This is a genomic window from Acidovorax facilis, assembly GCF_050626955.1.
GTDB lineage: Bacteria > Pseudomonadota > Gammaproteobacteria > Burkholderiales > Burkholderiaceae_C > Acidovorax > Acidovorax facilis.
The window spans coordinates 2,866,645-2,889,049 of the sequence record NZ_CP192460.1 but is presented as its reverse complement, the minus strand read 5'-3'; the positions used below and the strand labels follow the sequence as shown (position 1 = coordinate 2,889,049).

The window sequence follows — 22,405 nt, the reverse complement described above, 5'->3', positions numbered from 1 at the left end:
CCCGGGCAGGCCCGACTCCGCGTCAGCCCGCCGCTCTGGCCGCCCCCGCCGCCTGTCGGCAACCTGCAAACATGTCCAGCCCCGCGCTGTACGCCCCGGTCTTCACATCCATCAGCCCCAGCACCGAGTGAAAGTAGTTGTCGTGGGTGATGCGCCGCTCGGCCAGCTCGTGCTGCAGGCAGCCGGTGGCGACCTGGGTGCGCGCCTGCATGGCGGGCGAGAGCCAGGTGATCCACGGCACATGCTTTTGCACGTCGGGCGCAATGGAGTAGGGCAGGCCGTGCAGGTAGAGGTTGTTCTCGCCCAGTGATTCGCCGTGGTCTGCTACGTAAATCATAGCTGTTTGCGCTTTGCTATCCTGCGCTGTGAGCCATTTGAGCACTGAATCGAGGAAAAAGTCCGTCTCCACGACGCTGTTGTCATACGCGTTGACGACCTGCTGGCGCTCACACTCCTGCAGGGAGGTGGATGTGCATTCGGGGCCAAACTTCTTGTTGTCGGGCGCCGAGCGTTTGTAGTACGCGGGGCCGTGGCTGCCCATCTGGTGCAGCACGACCACGGTGCCGCGCTGGCGCTGTTCCGCGGGCAGGGCGGCGATGCGGGTGTCCAGGTCTTGCAGCATCACGCGGTCCAGGCACTCGCCGCCGGGGCACAGGGCGGGGTCGGGCGTCGGGCTTTTTGGCGCGCTGGTGAGGGTCTCGCCAATGCGGTCGCACACGCCTTTGCAGCCGGACTGGTTGTCCACCCACAGCACGGCCAGGCCTGCGTGGTGCAGCACGTCGATGAGGCTTTCAAAGTTGGCAGCGCGCGCTTCATAGCCCGTGCGGCCCAGGTGCGAGAACATGCAGGGCACCGATGCAGCGGTGCTCGTGCCACACGACCAGGCGTTGCGGGCGCTGATGAGGTCCGTGCGGGCCGCGAGCAGCGGTGTGGTGTTGCGCTCATAGCCGTTGATGCCGAAGTTGCCACTGCGGCCGGTTTCGCCCAGCACCAGCACCAGCAGCGGCGGCTTGACCTGACCCGCATAGCTGGCGCCCAGCTGTGCATCGCGCCCCAGGGGCAGCAGCTTGCTGGTATCCATGCGCAGGGGCTTGGTGGCGATGTTGCCCAGCGCGTACACGCTGTTGAGCGGGTTGATCAGGTAGCGCAGCTTGGTGTGGTTGCGCATGGTCGATGCAAAGTCCTGGAACACCAGCAGCAGGCACACCACGATGAGGGCGATGGCGCCCGCCAGCAGCAGCCCGTTGTGCGCCGCGTGGCGCAGGGTGCTCAGCCGCAACACGGGGCGGCGCAGCAGCCACCACAGCGGTGGCACGGCCAGCGCCAGCACGGTGGCCAGCATGCGCCAGTTGAGCAGGTCACCCGCCTCTTTGACGTCGGTTTGCAGCACGTTGGTGAGCATGCTGGCGTCAATGGCCACGCCGTAGGCCAGCATGAAATACGCGCCAAACGCAGCCATCACCACCAGCACGGTGGCGGCGGGCTTGAGCGTCCAGCGCCAGGCCAGCAGGCTCAGCAGTGCGGCATTGCCCGCTGCCACGATGAGCGCAAACGCGATGGCAAAGCCCCAGCCGCGCAGGCTGCCCTGGCCCGGCAACAGCGCCACCTCGCGCCACAGCGGCACATTGCAGGCCGTGGCCAGCCAGGTGCTGATGAGCACCACCACCCAGGCGGGGTGCAGGTGGCGTGTTGCGGTGGAAACGGGCCGGGGCGCGGTGCCCGTGGCCAGGTGGGGAAGCAGCAGGCGCTGCAGTATCAAAGGCATGGGGCGCACTGTGGCGCCCGAGGCTTAAGGCCGCATTAACGTGCGGACTGCGGCAGCAGGTTTCTGGCGTGGTGCGCCAGGTGGTCGGCCATGAAGGTCTGGATGAAGTAGTAGCCGTGGTCGTAGCCCGCGTGGCGGCGCAGGCTGAGCGACTGGCCGATGGCCTGGCACGCAGCTTCGAACAGGTGTGGATGCAGTTGGTCGGCCAGAAACTTGTCGGACAGGCCTTGGTCGATGAGGATGCCTGCAGGGTACGGCGCGACCGGCTGGTGCTGCATGAGCACCGTGGCGTCGTGCTCGATCCAGCCCGTGCGGTCAGCGCCCAGGTAGCCCGTGAAGGCTTTCTCACCCCATGGGCACTGGGTGGGCGCGCAGATGGGGGCAAAGGCCGACAGGCTCTGGAACCGGCCCGGATGGCGCAGCGCCAGCGTGAGCGCGCCATGCCCGCCCATCGAGTGGCCGGTGATGCCCAGGCGGGTGCCGTCGATGGGCAACTGGGCTGAGACCAGCGGCAGCAGCTCTTTCAGCAGGTAGCTCTCCATGCGCCAGTGGCGTGCCCAGGGCTCGGCCGTGGCGTCCAGATAAAAGCCTGCGCCCACGCCGAAGTCCCAGCTGTCGGCCTCACCCGGCGCATTGGCTCCGCGCGGGCTGGTGTCGGGCGCGATGAGTGCCAGGCCCAGCTCGGCCGCCAGGCGCTGGGCACCGGCCTTGACCATGAAGGTCTCTTCGGTGCAGGTCAGCCCCGCCAGGAAGAGCAGGGCGGGCACGGGCCCTTGCTGCGCCTGCGGGGGCAGGAACACTGAGAACTTCATGGGCAGCCCGATTTCGGTGGAGGCGTGCTGGTAGAAGCGCTGCTCGCCGCCAAAGCAGGCGTGGCTGCTGAGGAGTTCCAGGGAGGTGGTCATGGTAGATGCTCTGAAAATAATAGCTGCTAACGCTTTATGGATAAGCGTTAGAGGTCTTTTTTGTTTGAATTGAAAATTGACCTTAGACCGAGCCCGTTTGCCCTGAGCCTGTCGAAGGGTTGGTGGCAAGGCGTGCCATGGCTTCGACAGGCTCAGCCCGAACGGGTAAAGGGGCGTTCGGGCGTCTCAAACGTTGGCTGCTCTGAAGGGCTCAGGCCACTGCGTATTTAACGACGGAGCGTATCGACTTGCCTTCGTGCATCAAATCAAACGCTTCGTTGATGTCCTTGAGGCCCATGGTGTGCGTGACAAACGGCGCGAGCTGGATCTTGCCCGCCATCGCGTCTTCGACCATGCCGGGCAGCTCGCTGCGGCCCTTGACGCCGCCGAACGCCGTGCCCATCCACTTGCGGCCGGTGACGAGCTGGAAGGGGCGGGTGCTGATCTCTTGCCCCGCGCCTGCCACGCCGATGATGACCGACTGGCCCCAGCCGCGGTGCGCGCATTCGAGGGCGGCGCGCATCACGTTGACGTTGCCGATGCACTCAAAGCTGTGGTCCACGCCCCAGGTTGTCATCTCCACGATGACCTGCTGGATCGGCTTGTCGAAGTCCTTGGGGTTCACGCAGTCGGTGGCGCCAAAGGTGCGGGCCAGATCGAATTTGGACGGGTTGGTGTCCACGGCGATGATGCGCCCGGCCTTGGCCAGCTTGGCGCCTTGAATGACCGCCAGGCCGATGCCGCCCAGGCCGAACACGGCGACCGTATCGCCCTCTTGCACCTTGGCAGTGTTCTTGACGGCGCCCAGGCCCGTGGTCACGCCGCAGCCCAGCAGGCAGACCTGCTCGGGGTTGGCGTTGGAGTTGACCTTGGCGAGCGACACCTCGGCCACCACGGTGTATTCGCTGAAGGTGCTGCAGCCCATGTAGTGGTAGATGGGCTGGCCGTTGTAGCTAAAGCGCGTGGTGCCGTCGGGCATCACACCCTTACCCTGTGTGGCGCGCACGCTCACGCACAGGTTGGTCTTGCCGCTCTTGCAGAACAGGCACTCGCCACATTCGGCGGTGTAGAGCGGGATCACATGGTCGCCGGGCTTCACGCTGGTCACGCCTTCGCCCACCTCCACCACGATGCCAGCGCCTTCATGGCCCAGCACCACGGGGAACAGGCCTTCGGGGTCGTCACCGCTCAGGGTGAAGGCGTCGGTATGGCACACACCGGTGTCGGTGATCTTGATGAGCACTTCGCCCTTCTTGGGCGGGGCGACGTCGATCTCGACGATCTGCAGGGGTTCTCCGGCTTTGAAGGCGACGGCGGCACGGGATTTCATGGGGTGTTCCTTTCGGTCAATCGGATGGGGACGGTCTATTTATTTGAGGTAGGAGCGAAGCAACGCCAGTGTTTCGTCAATGGCCTGCTGCGACGGTGCTGGTTTTTCCGCCAGCGTCTCGCGCACATGGCTGTCGAGCAGGTCGGCCATCAGTCCGTGCACGGCGCCCCGCATGGCCGCCAGCTGCTGCAGGATGGGGGCACAGTCGCTGCCCGCCTCCACCGCGCGTTCCAGCGCCTCGGCCTGGCCCTTGATGCGGCGCAGTCGGGTGATGGCGCGTTGCTTGTCTTCGGGGGTGTGGGGCATGGGTTGCGGGTATGGGGTGTGGGGGCTGTCTTTGTACTGGGCGGCAGTATAAAAGATAACCCCATACTGGTCGTGCGCTAGGTCGTCAAAAAACCTTTTAACTAGGGGGGAGTATGTGCATCCGGCACGGCTTGGCCTGTGTGGGGTGCCCATGAAAAAAGCCCGCAGGCACTGCCTGCGGGCTTCGGGAGGGGGTGGACGGCGCGCGGGGCGCCGTACCGGTCAACGCTTGGCCAGTGGTGGCACGTCGCGGCGCTCGGAGCCGGTGAACAGCTGGCGGGGGCGGCCGATCTTGTACTCGGGGTCGCCGATCATTTCGTTGAGCTGGGCGATCCAGCCCACGGTGCGGGCCAGGCTGAAGATGCCGGTGAACAGGTTCACAGGAATGCCGATGGCGCGCTGCACGATGCCGGAGTAGAAGTCCACGTTCGGGTAGAGCTTGCGCTGCACGAAGTAGTCGTCTTCCAGGGCGATCTTTTCCAGTTCCTTGGCCAGCTTGAACAGCGGGTCGTTTTCCAGGCCCAGCTCGGCCAGCACTTCATTGCAAGTCTCTTGCATGAGCTTGGCGCGGGGGTCGTAGTTCTTGTACACGCGGTGGCCAAAGCCCATGAGCTTGACGCCGGAGTTCTTGTCCTTGACCTGCTTGATGAAGTCGCCGATCTTTTCCACGCCGCCTTGGGCCTGGATGTCGTACAGCATGTTCAGCGCTGCTTCGTTGGCGCCGCCGTGGGCAGGGCCCCACAGGCAGGCCACGCCCGCCGCGATAGCCGCAAACGGGTTGGTGCCCGACGAGCCGCACAGGCGCACGGTGGAGGTCGAAGCGTTCTGCTCGTGGTCTGCGTGCAGGATGAAGATGCGGTCGAGCGCGCGTTCCAGCACGGGGTTGACCTTGTACTCTTCGCAGGGTGTGCCGAACATCATGCGCAGGAAGTTGCCTGCATACGAGAGGTTGTTCTGCGGGTACATATAGGGCTGGCCCATGCCGTACTTGTAGGCCATGGCGACCAGCGTGGGCATCTTGGCGATCAGGCGGATGGCGGCGATCTCACGGTGCTGCGGATTGTTGATGTCCGTGCTGTCGTGGTAGAAGGCCGACAGGGCGCCCACCAGGCCGGTCAGCACGGCCATGGGGTGCGCGTCACGGCGGAAGCCACGCAGGAAGAACTGCATCTGCTCGTTGACCATGGTGTGGTTGGTCACGCGGCTCGTGAAGTCGGTCTTCTGCGCTGCGTTGGGCAGGTCACCGTACAGCAGCAGGTGGCAGGTTTCCAGGAAGTCGCAGTTTTCAGCCAGCTGCTCAATGGGGTAGCCGCGGTACAGCAGTTCGCCCTTGTCGCCGTCAATGTAAGTGATGGCCGACTGGGTGGCTGCCGTTGACAGGAAGCCTGGGTCATAGGTGAACATGCCCGTCTGCGCATACAGCTTGCGGATGTCGATGACATCCGGGCCAATGGTGCCCTGGTAGACCGGCAGGTCCACGCTGGGACCGCCGTTACTGAACGACAGGGTGGCTTTGTTGTCAGCTAGCTTCATTGTTACTTTCCTTAGGTTTGCCGATGATCATCCGGTCTGGTGGGGCTGGGATCTTTTCAGAGCGAGAAAACCCGCTCGTCAGGTGCCCAGCACGGGGGTGCCGCCGCTTTCCCGCAGCATGCCCAGCACTTCATGCACCTCGGGCGCATCCAGCGTCTCACTGGGTTCCTTGCGGCAAAGCAGCAGGTCCAGGAGGTCGTTGTCGGCGAGGTCCATCAGGGCCGCAAGGCCCTGGGCGTGGCGCTGGTTCAGCTCAGGCTCGAAACGGGTGAAGAACTGCTCGATGAACAGATCGTTTTCCAGCAGGCCGCGCCGGCAGCGCCAGTGCAGCTTGCTGAGTTCGCGTTCCGTCAGCAGCGGCGAGGCTGCCGAGGGGGCGGTGGTGGCGGTTGCACCCATGGCGGTCCTGGGCCCCGGTCAGATGGCGCGACGCACCATCAGTTCCTTGATCTTGCCGATGGCCTTCGTGGGGTTCAGGCCCTTGGGGCACACGTCCACGCAGTTCATGATGGTGTGGCAACGGAACAGGCGGTACGGGTCTTCGAGGTTATCGAGGCGCTGGCCGGTGGCGTCATCGCGGCTGTCGGCGATGAAGCGGTAGGCCTGCAGCAGTCCGGCAGGGCCCACGAACTTGTCGGGGTTCCACCAGAAGCTGGGGCAGCTCGTGGAGCAGCTGGCACACAGGATGCACTCGTACAGGCCGTTGAGCTCTTCGCGCTCTTCGGGAGACTGCAGGCGCTCGCGGTCGGGTGGAATCTGCTCGTTGATCAGGTAGGGCTTGATCGAGTTGTACTGCTTGAAGAACTGCGTCATGTCCACGATCAGGTCGCGGATCACTGGCAGGCCGGGCAGGGGCTTGAGAACAATCGTGCCCTTCAGGGTGTTCATGTTCGTCAGGCACGCCAGGCCGTTCTTGCCATTGATGTTCATCGCGTCGGAGCCACAGACGCCTTCGCGGCACGAGCGGCGGAACGACAGCGTGGGGTCCTGCTCCTTGAGCTTCATCAGGGCGTCCAGCAGCATGCGTTCATGGCCGTCGAGTTCGATCTCGATGGTCTGCATGTAAGGCTTGGCGTCCTTGTCCGGGTCGTAGCGGTAGATTTGGAATGTGCGCTTTTGCATGGTTCTTCTCTCGTGGGGCTACTGTTTAGAACGTACGGACCTTGGGGGGCACGCTGTCCACCGTCAGGGGCTTGAGGTTGACCGGCTTGTAGGCGAGGCGGTTGCCTTCGCTGTACCACAGGGTGTGCTTCATCCACTCCTGGTCATTGCGGCCCAGGGGGAACTCGGCGTGGTCGGCTGGGTGCTCGTAGTCGTACACGGTGTGGGCGCCACGGCATTCCTTGCGGGCGGCGGCCGACACCATGGTGGCCTGCGCCACTTCGATCAGGTTGTCCACTTCCAGCGCTTCGATGCGGGCGGTGTTGAACACCTTGGACTTGTCCTTCAGCGTCACGTTGGCCACGCGGCTGCGGATCTCGGCGATCTTCTTGACGCCTTCGTCCATGCTGGCCTGGGTGCGGAACACGCCGGCATGCTGCTGCATGGTGGAGCGGATGTCGCCAGCCAGGTTTTGCGCGTAGATGCCTTCGTTCGACTTGTCGAGCTGGTTCAAGCGCTCCAAGGTGCGGTCGGCCGCATCCTTGGGCAGGGGCTTGTGCTCCTTGTTCTTGTTGTTGAACTCGACGATGTGGCGGCCAGCGGCCTTGCCGAACACCAGCAGGTCCAGCAGCGAGTTGGTACCCAGGCGGTTGGCGCCGTGCACCGACACGCAGGCGCATTCGCCCACGGCGTACAGGCCGTTGACCACTTCGTTGTTGATGCCGTTGGCTTGTGCAACCACCTGGCCGTTGATGTTGGTAGGCACGCCACCCATCTGGTAGTGGATGGTGGGCACCACAGGAATAGGTTCCTTGGTGATGTCCACGTTGGCGAAGTTGACGCCGATTTCGTACACCGAAGGCAGGCGCTTATGGATGGTGTCTGCACCCAGGTGGTCGAGCTTGAGCAGGATGTAGTCCTTGTTGGGACCGCAGCCGCGACCTTCCTTGATTTCCTGGTCCATGCAGCGGGACACGAAGTCGCGCGGGGCCAGGTCCTTCATGGTGGGCGCATAACGCTCCATGAAGCGCTCGCCGTTGCTGTTGAGCAAAATAGCGCCTTCGCCACGGCAGCCTTCGGTCAGCAGCACGCCAGCGCCGGCCACGCCCGTGGGGTGGAACTGCCAGAACTCCATGTCCTGCAGCGCAATGCCGGCACGTGCCGCCATGCCCAGGCCGTCACCGGTGTTGATGAAGGCGTTGGTCGATGCCGCAAAGATGCGGCCAGCACCGCCGGTGGCCAGCAGCACGGTCTTGGCTTCCAGGATGTACAGGTCGCCGGTTTCCATTTCCAGGGCGGTCACGCCCACCACGTCACCGTCGGCGTCGCGGACCAGGTCCAGCGCCATCCATTCGACGAAGAAGTTGGTCTTGGCCTTCACGTTCTGCTGGTACAGCGTGTGCAGCATGGCGTGGCCAGTGCGGTCGGCAGCGGCGCAGGCGCGTTGCACGGGCTTTTCGCCATAGTTGGCGGTGTGGCCGCCAAAGGGGCGCTGGTAGATGGTGCCGTCGGGGTTGCGGTCGAACGGCATGCCGAAGTGTTCCAGCTCATACACCACCTTGGGTGCTTCGCGGCACATGAACTCGATGGCGTCCTGGTCGCCCAGCCAGTCGGAGCCCTTGATGGTGTCGTAGAAGTGGTAGTGCCAGTTGTCTTCGGACATGTTGCCCAGCGATGCGCTCACGCCGCCTTGTGCAGCCACGGTGTGCGAACGGGTGGGGAAAACCTTGGACAGCGAGGCCACGTTCAGGCCTGCGCGGGAGAGTTCAAGCGCGGCACGCATGCCGGAGCCGCCTGCGCCGACGATGACGACATCGAACTTGCGGCGGGTGATGTTAGCGTTGGTGTAGCTCATTATTTTTTGCCTTCAGTCGCGGGGATCAATCAGAGACGCCACAAAACCTGGATACCCCAGCCGGCACAGCCGACCAGCCAGACGATGCTGAACACCTGCAGTGCCAGGCGCAGGCCCACGGGCTTGATGTAGTCCATCAAGACTTCACGCAGGCCGATCCAGGCGTGCCAAGCCAGTGCAACGATCACGGAGAAGGTCAGCACCTTCATCCACTGGGCCGAGAAGATACCGGCCCATTTGTCGTAGCCGATGGGGCCTTTGGAGAAGATCACCTGGGCCAGCAGTGCCAGGGTGAACAGGGCCATCAGGACTGCCGTGACGCGCTGGCTGAGCCAGTCGCGCAGGCCATAGTGGGCGCCGACGACGACGCGCTTGGAACCGTAATTGACGGACATGGGAATTTCCTCTCGTTCTTCGGCGGGCACTGCCTGGCAGCAGCCGCCGCTTTTTGGGGTTGATCGATCAGTACAGGCCGAAAAGCTTGGCGCCCAGCACCAGGGTCAGCGTGATGCTGATGGCCAGGACGGCAAAGGCCGAGGACTTGCCGAATTCCTTGTTCACGGCGCTGTGGCTCACATCCATCCACAGATGGCGCAGGCCAGCGGTGAAGTGGTGCAGGTAGGCCCAGATCAGTGCCAGGGCCACCAGTTTGATGAACCAGCCGGGCACGAAGCCAATGCCGATGTTGAAAGCCGCCGAGAACCGGGCGAACGAGATTTCAGACGACACCGAAGTGTCGAACATCCAGATGATGAAAGGCAGCAGCAGGAACATGATCAGCCCGCTGCCGCGGTGCAGGATCGAAACCCACGCGGCAGGAGTCATGCGGTAGGTGGTCAGGTCCTTGAAGGCATTGATGTTGCGGAATTCAGGCCGTTTTTTGGCGAGTTCTGTCATGTTGTGTGCTTTCGTGGATGTAACTGCTTTGTAATTTGAAGATGCAAAGAACGCAAAATTCTATTGCAACGCAACAAGAAGGGTTTGCTCCAGCCCGAATGTTCTACGTTTCCGCTCAGTTGCCAGGGTGGTGTCAGCTCAGTTCGTTACGGTAATGGTGCGTGTCGGTCAGGTACAGGCCGCGCCGTAACTCCATCGGAACGTCGTTGTAGGTGTAGGCGATGCGCTCCACGCTCAGCAGCGGCGTGGCCTGTGGGATCTGCAGCATCGCCGCCTGGTCGGCATCGGGCAGTACGGCACGTATTTTCTCCTCGGCACGTACCATGCGTACGCCGAAGTCGAGTTCAAACATGGCGTAAGTAGGGCCTTGGTAGTTGGCCAACTGTTCGGCCGTCAGCCCTTTGAAAGCCTGGCCGGGCAGCCAGATGTCTTCCAGGATGGTGGGTACGCCTGCGAATGACAGGACTCGCCGCGCCTGGACCACCGGGTCGGCGCTACGCAGTGCCAGTGCGCGCGCTACGTCAGCGCTGGCACGCACACGCCGACAATCGATCACCTTGCGCTGTGCAGGGCCCTCGACGCGGACGTCTCCCGTGTCGGGCATGAGCTTGAGAAAACGGTACTGCACATGCTGCTCGGCATGGGTGGCCACAAAGGTGCCCTTGCCCTGGCGCCGCATCACGAGGTTTTCGGCCGCCAGCTCGTCAATGGCCTTGCGCACCGTGCCCTGGCTCACGCGAAAGCGTGCAGCCAGCTCCATCTCGCTGGGGATGGATTCGCCCGGTTTCCACTCGCCCTGTTGCAGACTTTGCAGGATGAGCCCTTTGATCTGCTGGTACAGGGGGCTGAACGCGGGCGTGGCAGAGCCCGTGCCTGCCAAAGGCTGCGCAGGGTTATCGGCGTTGAGCGGAAGCGAGGACATGGCGATCGGGAGAAGGGCAGGCCGCACACGAAGTGATACGCGGGCTGTGTCAGGGTGTTAATCATATCTTATATAAGACATAAGACAAATTGACCGAGGTGTCCAATCAGCGGTACACTCCAAGGCTGTTTTGCGGGGCACGGGCTGCTGGTAACAGGCGCTGGTGCTTGCGTTGCACTCACACCTGTTTTCCTCACTTCCCTGGAGTTTTCACCATGAGCAAGAAGCCTGTTCGCGTCGCCGTCACCGGTGCCGCTGGTCAAATTGGTTACGCCCTGCTGTTCCGCATCGCCTCCGGCGAAATGCTGGGCAAGGACCAGCCCGTCATCCTGCAATTGCTCGAAGTGCCTGTCGAAGGCCCCCAGAAGGCGCTCAAGGGCGTGATGATGGAACTGGACGATTGCGCGTTCCCCCTGCTGGTGGGCATGGAAGCCCACAGCGACCCCATGACCGCTTTCAAGGACGCCGACTACGCCCTGTTGGTCGGTTCGCGCCCCCGCGGCCCGGGCATGGAACGCGCCGAACTGCTGGCTGTCAACGGCGCCATCTTCACGGCACAGGGCAAGGCCCTGAATGCCGTGGCTTCGCGCAACGTGAAGGTGCTGGTCGTCGGCAACCCTGCCAACACCAACGCCTACATCGCCATGAAGTCGGCCCCCGACCTGCCACGCAAGAACTTCACCGCCATGCTGCGCCTGGACCACAACCGCGCTGCCAGCCAGATCGCAGCCAAGACCGGCAAGGCCGTGGCGGACATCGAAAAGCTGACCGTCTGGGGCAACCATTCGCCCACGATGTACGCCGACTACCGCTTCGCCACCATCAACGGTGAAAGCGTCGCCAAGATGATCAACGACCAGGAATGGAACGCCAACACTTTCCTGCCCACCGTGGGCAAGCGCGGCGCTGCCATCATCGAAGCGCGTGGCCTGTCGTCGGCTGCTTCGGCTGCCAACGCCGCCATCGACCACATGCGTGACTGGGCCCTGGGCACCAACGGCAAGTGGGTCACCATGGGCATTCCTTCGGACGGCCAGTACGGCATCCCCAAGGACACCATGTTCGGTTTCCCCGTGACGTGCGAAAACGGCGAGTACAAGATCGTTGAAGGTCTGGAAATCGACGCGTTCTCGCAAGAGCGCATCAACATCACGCTGGCTGAGCTGCAAGGCGAGCAAGACGGCGTCAAGCACCTGCTGTAAACCAGGTGAGCGCCATGCAGCCGACGCCACAGGCATCGGGCCTTCGGGCCGCCCGGGTCCCCGCGCAGGGGCAGGGCGCTGCGCCATCCCATCCACGCGATGTGTTGCTGGGCGCCCAGGCGCAGACAGGCTTCCTGCCGGTCTGTGACCACTACAGCGGCGTCGAAGCGCGCATGCGCAAGAGCCTGCAGCTGCAGGCCGAGATGACGCAGGAGTTCGGTACCTGCGTCTTTGATGTCACCCTCGATTGCGAAGACGGCGCCCCCGTCGGCCTTGAAGCCGACCACGCCCGGCTGGTTGCCCGTCTGGCCCTGGGCGCTGCACCCGGTGCCCGCGTGGCCGCCCGGGTCCACGCGGTGGACCACCCGGCATTCGCCAACGATGTCGCCACGATAGCGGGCGAAGCAGGCCATCGGCTCAGCCACATCATGGTTCCCAAGGTGGAATCAGTGGACGACGTACTGGCCGCGGAGCGGGCGCTGGAGAAAGCCTCTGCCGCCCCGGTACCGATCCATGTCCTCATCGAATCCCCTGCTGCGGTGCACCGTGCTTTTGAAATCGCAGCCCACCCGTGCGTGCAGAGCCTGAGTTTTGGCCTCATGGATTTTGTGTCGGCCCATGGTGGCGCCATCCCTGCGCATGGCATGACTTCGTTGGGGCAGTTTTCTCACCCACTGGTAGTGCGTGCCAAGCTGGAGATTGCCGCTGCCTGCCATGCCCACGGCAAGGTGCCATCGCATTGTGTGGTGACGGAGTTCGCCGATACGGTGGCCATGCAAGGCGCCGCCAGCCGTGCCGCGCGCGAGCTGGGCTATACCCGCATGTGGAGCATCCATCCCGCACAGATCCGACCCATCCTGCAGGCGTTTGCGCCTCAGCAGGATGACATCGAAGTTGCTTCGAAAATAATAGCTGCTGCCGCAGATTCTGATTGGGCTCCCATCAGCTTTGAAGGCACGTTGCACGACCGCGCCAGTTATCGCTTTTACTGGCAGGTGCTGGAGCGCGCCCACCGTACCGGGCGCACACTTCCTCTTGCCGTGCGCCATTGGTTTGGCGCGTCGGCCTCCGTTCCGTTGTGAACATTCCTGAATTTTTCCACGCAGGACCTCCCATGAAATCCTTTATCGCCTCTGCCCTGATGCTGCTGGCTCCAGCCCTCGCCCTGGCGCAAACCCCTGCCAAGACCGAAGCCAAACCCGAGACCAAGGCTGCCGCCAAACCTGCAGCAAAGCCCGCTGCCAAGCCCGATACGAAGTCTGCCAAGGCTGCGGACAAGGCGCCTGCCGCCAAGAAATCTTCGGTAGCCAAAACCGAAGGCACCAGCAGCCGCAGCCAGCTCAAGAGCGCGGCGAACCAGGTGGCCACCGGCATCATTGCTGCCGAAGCCGCGCTGTCCCCCGAAGAACTGGCCATTGCCGAACGTGTGCACGTGGGCCGCATTCCCTGCGAACTCGGTGCCTTTGTCACCGTGACCGCCGAGCCCGCGAGCCCAGGCCACTTCCATGTGGAAGGCAAGGGCTTCAAGTACTTCATGGCCCCGGTCGCTACCACCACGGGCACGGTGCGCCTGGAAGACCAGAAGGGTGGCGCCGTCTGGCTGCAGATCGCCAACAAGTCCATGCTGATGAACCAGAAGCTGGGTCAACGCCTGGCCGACGAATGCATGAGCCCGCAGCAGGTGGTGGTGGCCGAGGCCATCAAGAAAAACCCGCCCGTCAGTGTGCTGGAACCCCTGAAGTAAGCCCTTCACCAGCGCAGCGCCACAGAGCAGAAAACCGCACGACCCCGCGCATGCAGGCGCCCTGGCTATCGAAAAACGCCGCCGCGCTGCACGCCGCCCCACTTTAGAACGCAACCGGAGAAAAATGATGTTGAAAGCCTACCGTGACCACGTGGCCGAGCGCGCCGCCCTCGGCATCCCGCCCCTGCCGCTGACCGCCAAGCAGACCGGCGAGCTGATCGAGCTGCTCAAGAACCCTCCTGCGGGCGAAGAAGCCACGCTGGTGGACCTGATCACGCACCGCGTGCCTGCCGGTGTGGACGACGCCGCCAAGGTCAAGGCCAGCTATCTGGCTGCCGTGGCGCACGGTACGGAGGTGTGCACGCTGATTGGCCGCGAGCGCGCCACGCAGCTTTTGGGCACCATGCTGGGCGGCTACAACCTCACCCCCCTGATCGACCTGCTGGACGACGCTGCGGTGGCCTCCGTCGCCGCCGAAGCGCTCAAGAAGACGCTGCTCATGTTCGATCAGTTCCATGACGTTAAGGAAAAGGCCGACAAGGGCAACACCTTCGCCAAGGCCGTGCTGCAGAGCTGGGCCGATGCCGAGTGGTTCACCAGCCGCCCCGAAGTGCCCCAGAGCATCAAGCTCACCGTGCTCAAGGTCACTGGCGAAACCAATACCGACGACCTGTCGCCCGCACCGGACGCGTGGAGCCGCCCCGACATCCCGCTGCACGCGTTGGCCATGCTCAAGAACAAGCGCGACGGCATCACGCCCGAAGAAGACGGCAAGCGCGGCCCGGTGAAGTTCATCGAAGACCTGCGCGCGCGTGGCAACCTGGTGGCCTACGTGGGCGACGTGGTCGGTACGGGTTCGAGCCGCAAGTCCGCCACCAACAGCGTGCTGTGGTTCACGGGCGAAGACATCCCTTTTGTGCCCAACAAGCGCTTCGGCGGCGTGTGCCTGGGCAGCAAGATTGCGCCCATCTTCTACAACACCATGGAAGACGCTGGTGCACTGCCCATCGAACTGGACGTAAGCCAGATGCACATGGGCGACGAGATCGAACTGCTGCCCTACGCTGGCAAGGCGCTCAAGGACGGTAACGTGATTGCCGAATTCGAAGTCAAGAGCGAAGTCCTGTTCGACGAAGTGCGTGCCGGTGGCCGCATTCCGCTGATCATTGGCCGTGGCTTGACTGCCAAGGCCCGCGAAGCCCTGGGCCTGCCGCCTTCCACGCTGTTCCGCCTGCCGCAAGTGCCTGCCGCCACCGGCAAGGGTTTCACGCTGGCCCAGAAGATGGTCGGCCGCGCCTGCGGCCTGCCTGAAGGCCTGGGTGTGGTGCCCGGCACCTACTGCGAACCCCGCATGACCTCGGTGGGCTCGCAGGACACCACCGGACCCATGACCCGCGACGAACTCAAGGACCTGGCCTGCCTGGGCTTCAGCTCCGATCTGGTGATGCAGTCCTTCTGCCACACGGCTGCGTACCCCAAGCCCGTGGACGTGAAGATGCACCACGAGCTGCCTGACTTCATCAGCACGCGCGGCGGCATCTCGCTCAAGCCTGGCGACGGCATCATCCACAGCTGGCTCAACCGCATGCTGCTGCCCGACACCGTGGGAACGGGCGGCGACTCGCATACGCGTTTCCCTATCGGCATCAGCTTCCCTGCAGGTTCGGGCCTGGTGGCGTTCGCCGCAGCCACGGGCGTGATGCCCCTGGACATGCCTGAGTCGGTGCTGGTGCGCTTCAAGGGCCAGATGCAGCCCGGCGTCACGCTGCGTGACCTGGTGCACGCGATTCCCCTGTACGCCATCAAGCAAGGCCTGCTCACAGTGGCCAAGCAGGGCAAGAAGAACATCTTCTCGGGCCGCATCCTGGAAATCGAAGGCCTGCCTGACATGAAGGTCGAGCAAGCGTTCGAACTGTCTGACGCCTCGGCCGAGCGCTCTGCCGCTGGCTGCACGGTGCGCCTGAACAAGGAACCCGTGATCGAGTACATCAACTCGAACATCGTGCTGCTCAAGAACATGATCGCCCAGGGCTATGCCGACGCACGCACCATCGGCCGCCGTATCAAGGCCATGGAAGCCTGGCTGGCCAACCCCCAGCTGCTGGCACCTGATGAAGATGCCGAGTACGCGGCCGTCATCGAGATCGACCTGGCCGAAATCACCGAGCCCATCGTGTGCTGCCCCAACGACCCCGACGACGCCAAGACGCTGTCGGACGTGGCGGGTGCTGCCATCGACGAAGTGTTCATCGGCTCGTGCATGACCAACATCGGCCACTTCCGTGCAGCCTCCAAGCTGCTCGAAGGCAAGAAGGACATCCCCGTCAAGCTGTGGATGGCCCCGCCCACGAAGATGGATGCACACCAGCTCACCGAAGAAGGCCACTACGGCGTGTTCGGCGCGGCCGGTGCCCGCATGGAAATGCCCGGCTGCTCGCTGTGCATGGGCAACCAGGCGCAGGTGAAGGAAGGCGCTACCGTGATGTCCACCAGCACGCGCAATTTCCCCAACCGTCTGGGCAAGAACACCAACGTATACCTGGGCTCGGCCGAACTCTCGGCCATCTGCTCCAAGCTGGGTCGCATTCCTTCCAAGGAAGAGTACCTGGCAGACATCGGTGTCATCAACCAGAACGGCGACAAGATCTACAAGTACATGAACTTCGACCAGATCGCCGAGTTCAAGGAAGTGGCAGACGGCGTGACCGCCTGATCCTTCCCCTCGGGGATGGATGGACCAGCAAAAAGCGGCTCTTCGGAGCCGTTTTTTTATTGGCGCTGGATGTTCGTTGCAATCCACGCAATCTCCAAGCCATGCCACGGCGTGTCACGCAATAGACGCGTGTTTGTCACGCAAATGTCATGATTTCGTCGCTATGCTCCAGCCATAAAAACAAAACGAAATGGGGGGACATCCATGGCAAGAGAGAAAAACAATGCCGACAAGACCAGCAGCGTAGGGGCACGCCTCGCGGCGCTGCTGATCAGCGCGGTCTTCGCTCTGGGGTTTGGGTTGGGCGGCTACCACGCCGGGCTCAAGCCCCTCGCCCGTACGCTCGATACTGCCCTGCAGGTGCGTGGCTGGCAGCCTGTGCAGGCCGAAGTCCTGTCGGCTGAACTCAAGACGCACCACAGCAGCGATGGCGCCACCTATGAAGTGCAGGCCCGCTACCGCTATCAGGTGGCGGGCAAGGCCTACGAAGGCACCCGCGTCGGCCTGGACGCGCGGGGCAACAGCGACAACATCGACGACTGGCCGCGGCAGTGGGCGGGGCGTCTTCAGAGCGCGCAGGCACGGGGGCAGGGCATCACGGTCCTGGTCAATCCCCACGATCCGTCGCAGTCGCTTATCGATCCCTCCATCCGCTGGTCGCTGCAGATTTTCCGCATTCCGTTTGCCCTGGTTTTTACCTTGGTGGGGCTGGTGGCGGCCTGGTTTTTTCTGCACACCCTGCTGGGTCTGGCCAGGGCCGGTGGGGCATCGCCGGAAGCTGGCAGGGGCGGCCTGCAGCCGGGCTCGTCGCCCACCAGCTTGTTCGCGAAGGGCGCTTCCGGCACTTCGGTGGGTGCCATCTGGTTTTTCACCATCTTCTGGTGCGGTATTGCGTTCCCTATGGCGGCCTTGCTGTGGACCCAATCCAGCGCCCCCTGGTTTGCCAAGGCCTTCATCTCCCTCTTCGTGATGATCGGCCTGGGGCTGGTGGCCCTGTCGGTGCGCCATACCCACATGGCCTGGCGCTACGCGGGCGCAGAGCTGACCGCACTGCCCACAGTCCCGCGTGCGGGCCACCCGGTCGAGATGACACTGCTCCTGCCCGAGCGTGCCGCCGCCTACCAGCAGGGCCAGCAGTTGCAACTGCGCCTGGCCCAGTACCGGGTGGATGAATCGAGCTCCGGTTCGCCGGAGCGTTGTGTGGAGTCTTTCTCTGAAACCGCGCGTGTGCAGCCCACGGCCGATGGCGGGCTGCGGCTGACGGCCCGTTTTGACCTGCCACCCGACGCGCCCCCGCACGGCGCGCAGCGCTCTGGTGAACGTGTGGACTGGCGGCTGGAGTTGCTGCGCACCCCGGGCGGGGACGTAGAACTGACCTACGACGTGCCCGTGCAGGCAGCCCCACAGGCGTTTGGTCACGAGCAGGCCGATCGCTTTGACCGGCGCGCTATCTGGAAGAAAGTGACCCCCATCGCGCCCGCTGATCCGGCCCACGGAGAAGGAGAAGCGGGCCTGGATGGTGAGGGCGCCTTGCTCCTGCCCGCTTCCGTTACGCTGCTGGAGACCCCGCATGCGTGGCAGTTTGAATTCAGCCGTCGCGGCTGGCGCTGGGCTGCAGGCCTGGTGCTGGCGGGTCTTGTGGCGGAGGCCTTCGTGAACGGCCGTTTCGGCTCTGGCGGAATCGCATTGCCACCATTCTTTGTGGCCACCGGCGCCTGGTGGCTGCTGGTCGCCTTTGTCCTGCAGGCTGCCACCTGCCGCTGGACCCTGTCTGTGCGGGATGAGGGCATCACCGTGCGCCGCTACTCTGCGCTGTGGTCCCGGGCAGACGCCCTGCCCGGACAGGCCAGCCAGAGCCTGGTGCACAAGCTGCTGTTTTCCACCGGCAGCGGCGCCAGCGAGACCCCTTACTTCGCTGTCTATGCGCGCGAGCGCGATGGCACCCTGGTTCGGTTGACCCCCGGCGTCAGTGGCGAAGGGGCTGCCACTGCGTTGGGCCAATCCATCGCGCGGGCCTGGTCGCACCGCCGGGACCATTTCAGCCCTGGCGCACAGCGGCCTGCCCGCTCCGGGCATTCGCGCCCGGCCTGGGGATTGCTGCTGCTGGCAGTTGCTCTGGCCTGGTGGATCTGGGGGCCGTCCCTTGTCGGCCTGGTGCGCCCGGCTCTGCCTGGTCCATCCGCTGCGCCCGTCGCCGCCGCCGTACAGCCATCTGCGCCGTATTCTCCAGTGGACGACGCGCTGCTCGACGCGCAGGACGCCGGTGATGCCCAGGCCGTGGGCGCAGCCCTGGCAGCGGGCGCCAACCCCAATCTGCTCGCGCCCAGCGGCTCGTCCGTGCTCATGCTGGCGGCCCACCGGGGGCAGCTGGAGCACATCGAGCTGCTGTTGCAGGCTGGTGCACAGCCCGACCTTCGCCAGACACACAAAGACAGCGAGCGTGGCGACACCGCGTTGTTGCGCGCCTTCTACGGCGGCCACCTCGCTGCCGCCCAACGCCTGGTGCAGGCCGGGGCCAGCATGGCGGCCCGCAACCGGTGGGACTGGGGCCCGGCGCATATGGCAGCGCAAAGTGGTTGTGTGCCTTGTTTGCAGTGGCTGGCCGAACAGGGGCAGCCCCTGGACGAGCCCGCGCCCGCAAGCCGGGGCGAGACGCCTGCGATGCTGGCTGCTGCCAAAGGGCGCATCCAGACGCTGGAGTGGTTGGAGGTGCGGGGTGTGGACCTGTGGCGCAAAGACCCGCATGGCAAGAATGCGCTGGATTGGGCGCGGTTTGGAAAGCAGCAAGAGGCGGAGCACTGGCTTGTGCAGCGCCAGCGCTGATGTGAGGCCAGGCCTCAGGCGCAAAGGGTGTCTATGGATGGGCTGAGGCGGTTGATGGCTGCTCTCATGGGATTTGCTATAAAAAATATAGCTAACAATGAAGCCCTTTAAGCGCTAGCAGCCAATTATTCTTGAAATATTGAGCCCTGGTTCCGGTGCCCGCCTAACGAACCTGTTTCTTTTCCAGCTTGCGGGTCAGGGTGCGGCGGTGCATGCCCAGGCGCCTTGCCGCTTCCGAGAGATTGAAGCCGGTTTCTGCCAGCACCTCGTTGATGCGCTCCCATTCCAGCGTCTTGATGGAACTGGAGCGGTTGGTCAGCTCCACTTCGGTGTTGCCGGCCTTCAGGCCAAAAGCGGCCTCGATGTCGTCGGTATTGGACGGCTTGGCGAGGTAGTGGCAGGCGCCCAGTTTCACGGCCTCCACGGCGGTGGCGATGCTGGCAAAGCCGGTCAGCACCACGATCAGCATGTCTTCGCTGGCGGCATGCAGCTTTTGTACGCAGGCCAGGCCCGAGGCTTCGCCCTTGAGCTTGAGGTCCACCACCGCAAAGCCGGGCGTGTGGTGTGCTAGCAGGGTTTCGACCTCGGGCAGGCTGGCAGCCTGCAGCACGCGGTAGCCGCGCCGTTCGAAAGAACGGGCGAGCGTGCGGGCAAAGGCCTCGTCGTCTTCCACGATGAGCAGCAGTGGTTGCGCTTGTTCTCGTTCTTCGTCGTCGTTAGGGCTCATGGCTTCAGGCTTTGGCTTCAGGCAGTGCGATCGCCGCCAGTGGCAGTTCGATGGTTACTTCGGCACCCCCTTCGGGGCGGTTGCGTGCCGCCACGCTGCCACCCAGCGTGCGTGCCACGTTGAGCACAAGGTACAGGCCCAGCCCACCGCCCGGGCGGTCTTTGGAGGACTGGTAGGGCGTGCCCAGCTTGGCCAGCATGTCGGGGGCAAAGCCCGGCCCTGCGTCGGTCACCGTGATGCGCAGTGCATCGGCGTTGCGGGTGACGGCCAGGCGCACCCAGCCGGGCGAGGCGTCGCGTGCATTGTCCAGCACATTGAAAACCATCTGCTGGAGCGTGGTGTCAGACACCATGGGCGTATCCGCGCCGAAGTCGTTGTCGTAGATGAACTGCGGCATCGACCGGGTGCTGCGCCATTCTTCGGCCAGAGCATCCACAAAGGTGCGCACGGTGGTCTGCATGGAGGCTTCGCCGCGTGTCTCTCCGGCCGAAAGCAGGATGCCGCTCACGATGCTCTTGCAGCGCTGCACCTGGGCCTGCATTTCGTCGATGTCCTCCTTCAGCGCTGGGTGGGCCGCCAGCTGCTTGTCATGCTGCCAGTCCCCCAGGATCACGGCCAGCGTGGACAGCGGCGTGCCCAGCTCGTGGGCAGCGCCTGAGGCCAGGAGGCCCATGCGCACGATGTGCTCTTCTTCCACGCGGCGGCGGCGTGCTGCGGCCAGGCGCGCATCGCGTTCACGCAGGTTCAGGTTGATGCGGGTGATGAAGACCACCACCAGCGTGGCGTTGAGCACAAAGCACACCAGCAACCCGATCACGTAAAGGCTCGACAGGCCCTGGTGCAGGTCCTGCGGCAACTCCAGGGGCAGGTGGTGTGTGGCCAGCACGCCAAAACACAGCAGTGTGATGATCACGATGGACCAGATGTAGGCACCGCGCAGTAGCACGGCCCCCAGCGTGATCTGCAGCAGGTACAGGAAGACGAATGGGTTGCTGGTGCCCCCGCTCAGGTACAGCTGCACTGTGAGCACGGCCACATCGATCAGCAGGGCCAGAAAAAGCTCCACATTGCGCACCATCACACCGGTGCGCAGCCGCAGCAGGCTCACTACGTTGAACACCGCCAGGCAGCCCACCACCAGCAGCATCTCGCGCACAGGCAGCGTGAGGTTCAGGCTGTAGTGCGCCATCTCGATGGTGAACACCTGGCCGACCACGGCAATCCAGCGCAGCTCGATCAGCTGCTGCAGGTTCTTGATGCCTGCGGCGGCATCGGCCGAGCGTGCGTTGCGCTGCGGCGCGGCGGTCGCAGTATCAGGACGAAGAGGTGTCATCAGGGGCGAAGGTGGTGGCAGGGCGCGCAAAGCCGCGCAGGCGGCGCTCGTAGCGTGCCACATACCAGCTGGCACCCGCAACCATGAGGGCCAGACCGTACCAGGTCAGTGCGTAGACCAGGTGGCTGTTATGGAAACGGATCACCGTCATGCCAGCGCGCGGCCAACTGGTGTCCGCTGCCGGGGGCACAGCGGCGCCTGGTACGGGAGGCAACCCCGCATCGATGAAGAAGGGGGCAGTCTCGGGCAATTGCAGCCAATGGCCGATGGCCGCAATGTCGCGCGAGTACCAGCGCTGCTCAGCCGGGGCATTGGTGCGCAGAAAACCACCGTCAGGCTCGCTCATGCGCAGCAGGCCCTGGACAGTCGCGGTGGTGGAGGTAGGGGGGGTGGAGGCGGGCATAGGCTTTGCCAGCCATTGGGCGCGCTGCTCCTGCGGCACGAAACCCCGGTTCACCAGCACCTGCGCGCCATCGGCCAGTTGCAGTGGCGTCATCACCCAGAAGCCCGAGCCCAGCTCGGTCAGGGCCTGGGTAAGCACGGTTTTCTCGGGCAGCCACCGGCCCTGCGCGGTGACGGGCAGGTATTCGTGGCTGGCTGCACTCACCTGGGGCCACTCTGGGCGGGAGGGCAGGGGTACAGGAGCAGCGTGCACGCGTTGATCGACGCGCTCGATCAACGCGAGCTTCCATGCGCGGCGCTGCACCTGCCAGGTACCCAGCGCGATAAAGCCCAAAAACAAGGCGATGCCCACCACTGCGAGCACCGCCTGGCGAAGCCGCCGGGACTGGGGGTCCGGGGCTGTGGGGTGGAATGGCATCAGGGCGTCGAGTGGCCCGGCGCCTCATGCGTTGCGGGCGTGGGGGTGGGGTGCTCGGGCATCATGTTCGCGTTCATGTGGAACATGACCCACAGCGTGCCCGCAATGGCAATGGCTACGAACACCACGGTGAAGATGGTGGACAGCATGGTCCAGCCGCCTTCGACCTTGCCGTTCATGTGCAGGAAATACACCATGTGCACCAGGATCTGGATCACGGCGAAGCCGCCCAGCACCAGCACGGCGGTGTTGCGGTCGGCGATGACCTTGGCCATGACGAGCCAGAAGGGAATGGCCGTGAGGATGACCGAGAGCACGAAGCCGATCGTGTAGTCGCGCAGGCTGCTGTGCGGTTCCGCGTCGCCGTGGTGGTCGTGGCCGCCATGGTCATGCGCGCCGTGTGCGTGTGTTGTGTGTTGTGCGCTCATA

General features: G+C 64.1%; 20 protein-coding genes. 5 read left to right on the top strand and 15 right to left on the bottom strand.

What is annotated here, in order from left to right; all coding sequences use genetic code 11:
* Positions 1 to 22 precede the first annotated feature (22 nt).
* The 11 genes from ACQ4MJ_RS13235 to ACQ4MJ_RS13185 all read right to left on the bottom strand — a co-directional run bounded on the left by ACQ4MJ_RS13235 (position 23) and on the right by ACQ4MJ_RS13185 (position 10,614).
* Positions 23 to 1,765, bottom strand: a complete 1,743-nt coding sequence (locus tag ACQ4MJ_RS13235) for a phosphoethanolamine transferase (RefSeq protein WP_431152385.1) — start codon at positions 1,763 to 1,765, stop codon at positions 23 to 25.
* Positions 1,766 to 1,800: 35 nt separating this feature from the next.
* Entirely contained in the window at positions 1,801 to 2,670 is an 870-nt protein-coding gene (gene fghA, locus ACQ4MJ_RS13230; protein ID WP_431152386.1) for an S-formylglutathione hydrolase, read from the bottom strand.
* Between the two features lie 211 nt (positions 2,671 to 2,881).
* A complete protein-coding gene (locus tag ACQ4MJ_RS13225; RefSeq protein ID WP_431152387.1) occupies positions 2,882 to 4,000 on the bottom strand; it encodes an S-(hydroxymethyl)glutathione dehydrogenase/class III alcohol dehydrogenase in 1,119 nt (372 codons plus the stop codon).
* A 39-nt stretch (positions 4,001 to 4,039) separates the two neighbouring features.
* Positions 4,040 to 4,306, bottom strand: coding sequence for a metal/formaldehyde-sensitive transcriptional repressor (locus ACQ4MJ_RS13220; protein WP_055402789.1), 267 nt, complete (start codon positions 4,304 to 4,306; stop codon positions 4,040 to 4,042).
* A gap of 222 nt (positions 4,307 to 4,528) precedes the next feature.
* Positions 4,529 to 5,839 (bottom strand): citrate synthase, encoded by a 1,311-nt coding sequence (locus tag ACQ4MJ_RS13215; protein WP_121419457.1) that lies wholly within the window; start codon positions 5,837 to 5,839, stop codon positions 4,529 to 4,531.
* 78 nt (positions 5,840 to 5,917) lie between these two features.
* Entirely contained in the window at positions 5,918 to 6,238 is a 321-nt protein-coding gene (locus ACQ4MJ_RS13210) for a succinate dehydrogenase assembly factor 2 (RefSeq protein ID WP_055393121.1), read from the bottom strand.
* An 18-nt stretch (positions 6,239 to 6,256) separates the two neighbouring features.
* Positions 6,257 to 6,961 carry a succinate dehydrogenase iron-sulfur subunit gene (locus ACQ4MJ_RS13205; protein ID WP_055393124.1) on the bottom strand — a complete coding sequence of 235 codons (705 nt, stop codon included), beginning with the start codon at positions 6,959 to 6,961 and terminating at the stop codon, positions 6,257 to 6,259.
* 25 nt (positions 6,962 to 6,986) lie between these two features.
* Complete coding sequence (gene sdhA / locus ACQ4MJ_RS13200) at positions 6,987 to 8,795, bottom strand: succinate dehydrogenase flavoprotein subunit (protein ID WP_055393127.1); 1,809 nt, start codon at positions 8,793 to 8,795, stop codon at positions 6,987 to 6,989.
* A 29-nt stretch (positions 8,796 to 8,824) separates the two neighbouring features.
* On the bottom strand, positions 8,825 to 9,190 hold the full coding sequence (gene sdhD / locus ACQ4MJ_RS13195) for a succinate dehydrogenase, hydrophobic membrane anchor protein (protein WP_055393129.1): 366 nt from the start codon (positions 9,188 to 9,190) through the stop codon (positions 8,825 to 8,827).
* Positions 9,191 to 9,257: 67 nt separating this feature from the next.
* The gene (sdhC, locus tag ACQ4MJ_RS13190; protein WP_121419458.1) at positions 9,258 to 9,692 is read right to left on the bottom strand and encodes a succinate dehydrogenase, cytochrome b556 subunit; all 435 of its coding nucleotides are present in this window, start codon (positions 9,690 to 9,692) and stop codon (positions 9,258 to 9,260) included.
* Between the two features lie 133 nt (positions 9,693 to 9,825).
* On the bottom strand, positions 9,826 to 10,614 hold the full coding sequence (locus ACQ4MJ_RS13185) for a GntR family transcriptional regulator (RefSeq protein WP_055393133.1): 789 nt from the start codon (positions 10,612 to 10,614) through the stop codon (positions 9,826 to 9,828).
* Between the two features lie 215 nt (positions 10,615 to 10,829).
* Between ACQ4MJ_RS13185 and ACQ4MJ_RS13180 the strand changes: the two genes are divergently transcribed.
* The 5 genes from ACQ4MJ_RS13180 (at position 10,830) to ACQ4MJ_RS13160 (ending at position 19,096) form a co-directional block, all read left to right on the top strand.
* Positions 10,830 to 11,816, top strand: coding sequence for a malate dehydrogenase (locus ACQ4MJ_RS13180; protein ID WP_055393136.1), 987 nt, complete (start codon positions 10,830 to 10,832; stop codon positions 11,814 to 11,816).
* A 14-nt stretch (positions 11,817 to 11,830) separates the two neighbouring features.
* Complete coding sequence (locus ACQ4MJ_RS13175) at positions 11,831 to 12,898, top strand: HpcH/HpaI aldolase/citrate lyase family protein (RefSeq protein ID WP_431152388.1); 1,068 nt, start codon at positions 11,831 to 11,833, stop codon at positions 12,896 to 12,898.
* A 32-nt stretch (positions 12,899 to 12,930) separates the two neighbouring features.
* Entirely contained in the window at positions 12,931 to 13,560 is a 630-nt protein-coding gene (locus tag ACQ4MJ_RS13170; RefSeq protein ID WP_431152389.1) for a hypothetical protein, read from the top strand.
* Positions 13,561 to 13,687: 127 nt separating this feature from the next.
* Positions 13,688 to 16,273, top strand: a complete 2,586-nt coding sequence (acnB, locus tag ACQ4MJ_RS13165; protein WP_055393150.1) for a bifunctional aconitate hydratase 2/2-methylisocitrate dehydratase — start codon at positions 13,688 to 13,690, stop codon at positions 16,271 to 16,273.
* 204 nt (positions 16,274 to 16,477) lie between these two features.
* Positions 16,478 to 19,096 carry an ankyrin repeat domain-containing protein gene (locus ACQ4MJ_RS13160; protein ID WP_431152390.1) on the top strand — a complete coding sequence of 873 codons (2,619 nt, stop codon included), beginning with the start codon at positions 16,478 to 16,480 and terminating at the stop codon, positions 19,094 to 19,096.
* A gap of 163 nt (positions 19,097 to 19,259) precedes the next feature.
* Here the strand turns inward: ACQ4MJ_RS13160 and ACQ4MJ_RS13155 are convergent, their stop codons facing one another.
* From ACQ4MJ_RS13155 to cyoD, 4 genes are read right to left on the bottom strand one after another with little or no spacing between them, the layout of a single operon-like run.
* Complete coding sequence (locus ACQ4MJ_RS13155) at positions 19,260 to 19,823, bottom strand: response regulator transcription factor (protein ID WP_431152391.1); 564 nt, start codon at positions 19,821 to 19,823, stop codon at positions 19,260 to 19,262.
* Positions 19,824 to 19,827: 4 nt separating this feature from the next.
* Positions 19,828 to 21,156 (bottom strand): ATP-binding protein, encoded by a 1,329-nt coding sequence (locus tag ACQ4MJ_RS13150; RefSeq protein ID WP_431152392.1) that lies wholly within the window; start codon positions 21,154 to 21,156, stop codon positions 19,828 to 19,830.
* On the bottom strand, positions 21,137 to 21,976 hold the full coding sequence (locus ACQ4MJ_RS13145; RefSeq protein ID WP_431152393.1) for an SURF1 family protein: 840 nt from the start codon (positions 21,974 to 21,976) through the stop codon (positions 21,137 to 21,139). Before ACQ4MJ_RS13145 ends, ACQ4MJ_RS13150 begins: the two co-directional genes overlap by 20 nt.
* On the bottom strand, positions 21,976 to 22,404 hold the full coding sequence (cyoD, locus tag ACQ4MJ_RS13140) for a cytochrome o ubiquinol oxidase subunit IV (protein WP_055402912.1): 429 nt from the start codon (positions 22,402 to 22,404) through the stop codon (positions 21,976 to 21,978). The genes ACQ4MJ_RS13145 and cyoD overlap by 1 nt, the downstream gene beginning before the upstream one ends.
* Position 22,405: the final 1 nt, after the last annotated feature.

Excerpts from the sequence above, each read along its gene's own strand:
- ACQ4MJ_RS13145 (WP_431152393.1), bottom strand. The coding sequence starts at position 21,976 with ATGCCATTCCACCCCACAGCCCCGGACCCCCAGTCCCGGCGGCTTCGC.
- ACQ4MJ_RS13150 (WP_431152392.1), bottom strand. The coding sequence starts at position 21,156 with ATGACACCTCTTCGTCCTGATACTGCGACCGCCGCGCCGCAGCGCAAC.
- ACQ4MJ_RS13225 (WP_431152387.1), bottom strand. The coding sequence starts at position 4,000 with ATGAAATCCCGTGCCGCCGTCGCCTTCAAAGCCGGAGAACCCCTGCAG.
- fghA (WP_431152386.1), bottom strand. The coding sequence starts at position 2,670 with ATGACCACCTCCCTGGAACTCCTCAGCAGCCACGCCTGCTTTGGCGGC.
- sdhD (WP_055393129.1), bottom strand. The coding sequence starts at position 9,190 with ATGTCCGTCAATTACGGTTCCAAGCGCGTCGTCGTCGGCGCCCACTAT.
- cyoD (WP_055402912.1), bottom strand. The coding sequence starts at position 22,404 with ATGAGCGCACAACACACAACACACGCACACGGCGCGCATGACCATGGC.
- sdhA (WP_055393127.1), bottom strand. The coding sequence starts at position 8,795 with ATGAGCTACACCAACGCTAACATCACCCGCCGCAAGTTCGATGTCGTC.
- ACQ4MJ_RS13235 (WP_431152385.1), bottom strand. The coding sequence starts at position 1,765 with ATGCCTTTGATACTGCAGCGCCTGCTGCTTCCCCACCTGGCCACGGGC.
- ACQ4MJ_RS13170 (WP_431152389.1), top strand. The coding sequence starts at position 12,931 with ATGAAATCCTTTATCGCCTCTGCCCTGATGCTGCTGGCTCCAGCCCTC.
- ACQ4MJ_RS13215 (WP_121419457.1), bottom strand. The coding sequence starts at position 5,839 with ATGAAGCTAGCTGACAACAAAGCCACCCTGTCGTTCAGTAACGGCGGT.
- ACQ4MJ_RS13160 (WP_431152390.1), top strand. The coding sequence starts at position 16,478 with ATGGCAAGAGAGAAAAACAATGCCGACAAGACCAGCAGCGTAGGGGCA.
- ACQ4MJ_RS13220 (WP_055402789.1), bottom strand. The coding sequence starts at position 4,306 with ATGCCCCACACCCCCGAAGACAAGCAACGCGCCATCACCCGACTGCGC.
- ACQ4MJ_RS13155 (WP_431152391.1), bottom strand. The coding sequence starts at position 19,823 with ATGAGCCCTAACGACGACGAAGAACGAGAACAAGCGCAACCACTGCTG.
- ACQ4MJ_RS13175 (WP_431152388.1), top strand. The coding sequence starts at position 11,831 with ATGCAGCCGACGCCACAGGCATCGGGCCTTCGGGCCGCCCGGGTCCCC.
- ACQ4MJ_RS13205 (WP_055393124.1), bottom strand. The coding sequence starts at position 6,961 with ATGCAAAAGCGCACATTCCAAATCTACCGCTACGACCCGGACAAGGAC.
- sdhC (WP_121419458.1), bottom strand. The coding sequence starts at position 9,692 with ATGACAGAACTCGCCAAAAAACGGCCTGAATTCCGCAACATCAATGCC.
- acnB (WP_055393150.1), top strand. The coding sequence starts at position 13,688 with ATGTTGAAAGCCTACCGTGACCACGTGGCCGAGCGCGCCGCCCTCGGC.
- ACQ4MJ_RS13180 (WP_055393136.1), top strand. The coding sequence starts at position 10,830 with ATGAGCAAGAAGCCTGTTCGCGTCGCCGTCACCGGTGCCGCTGGTCAA.
- ACQ4MJ_RS13185 (WP_055393133.1), bottom strand. The coding sequence starts at position 10,614 with ATGTCCTCGCTTCCGCTCAACGCCGATAACCCTGCGCAGCCTTTGGCA.
- ACQ4MJ_RS13210 (WP_055393121.1), bottom strand. The coding sequence starts at position 6,238 with ATGGGTGCAACCGCCACCACCGCCCCCTCGGCAGCCTCGCCGCTGCTG.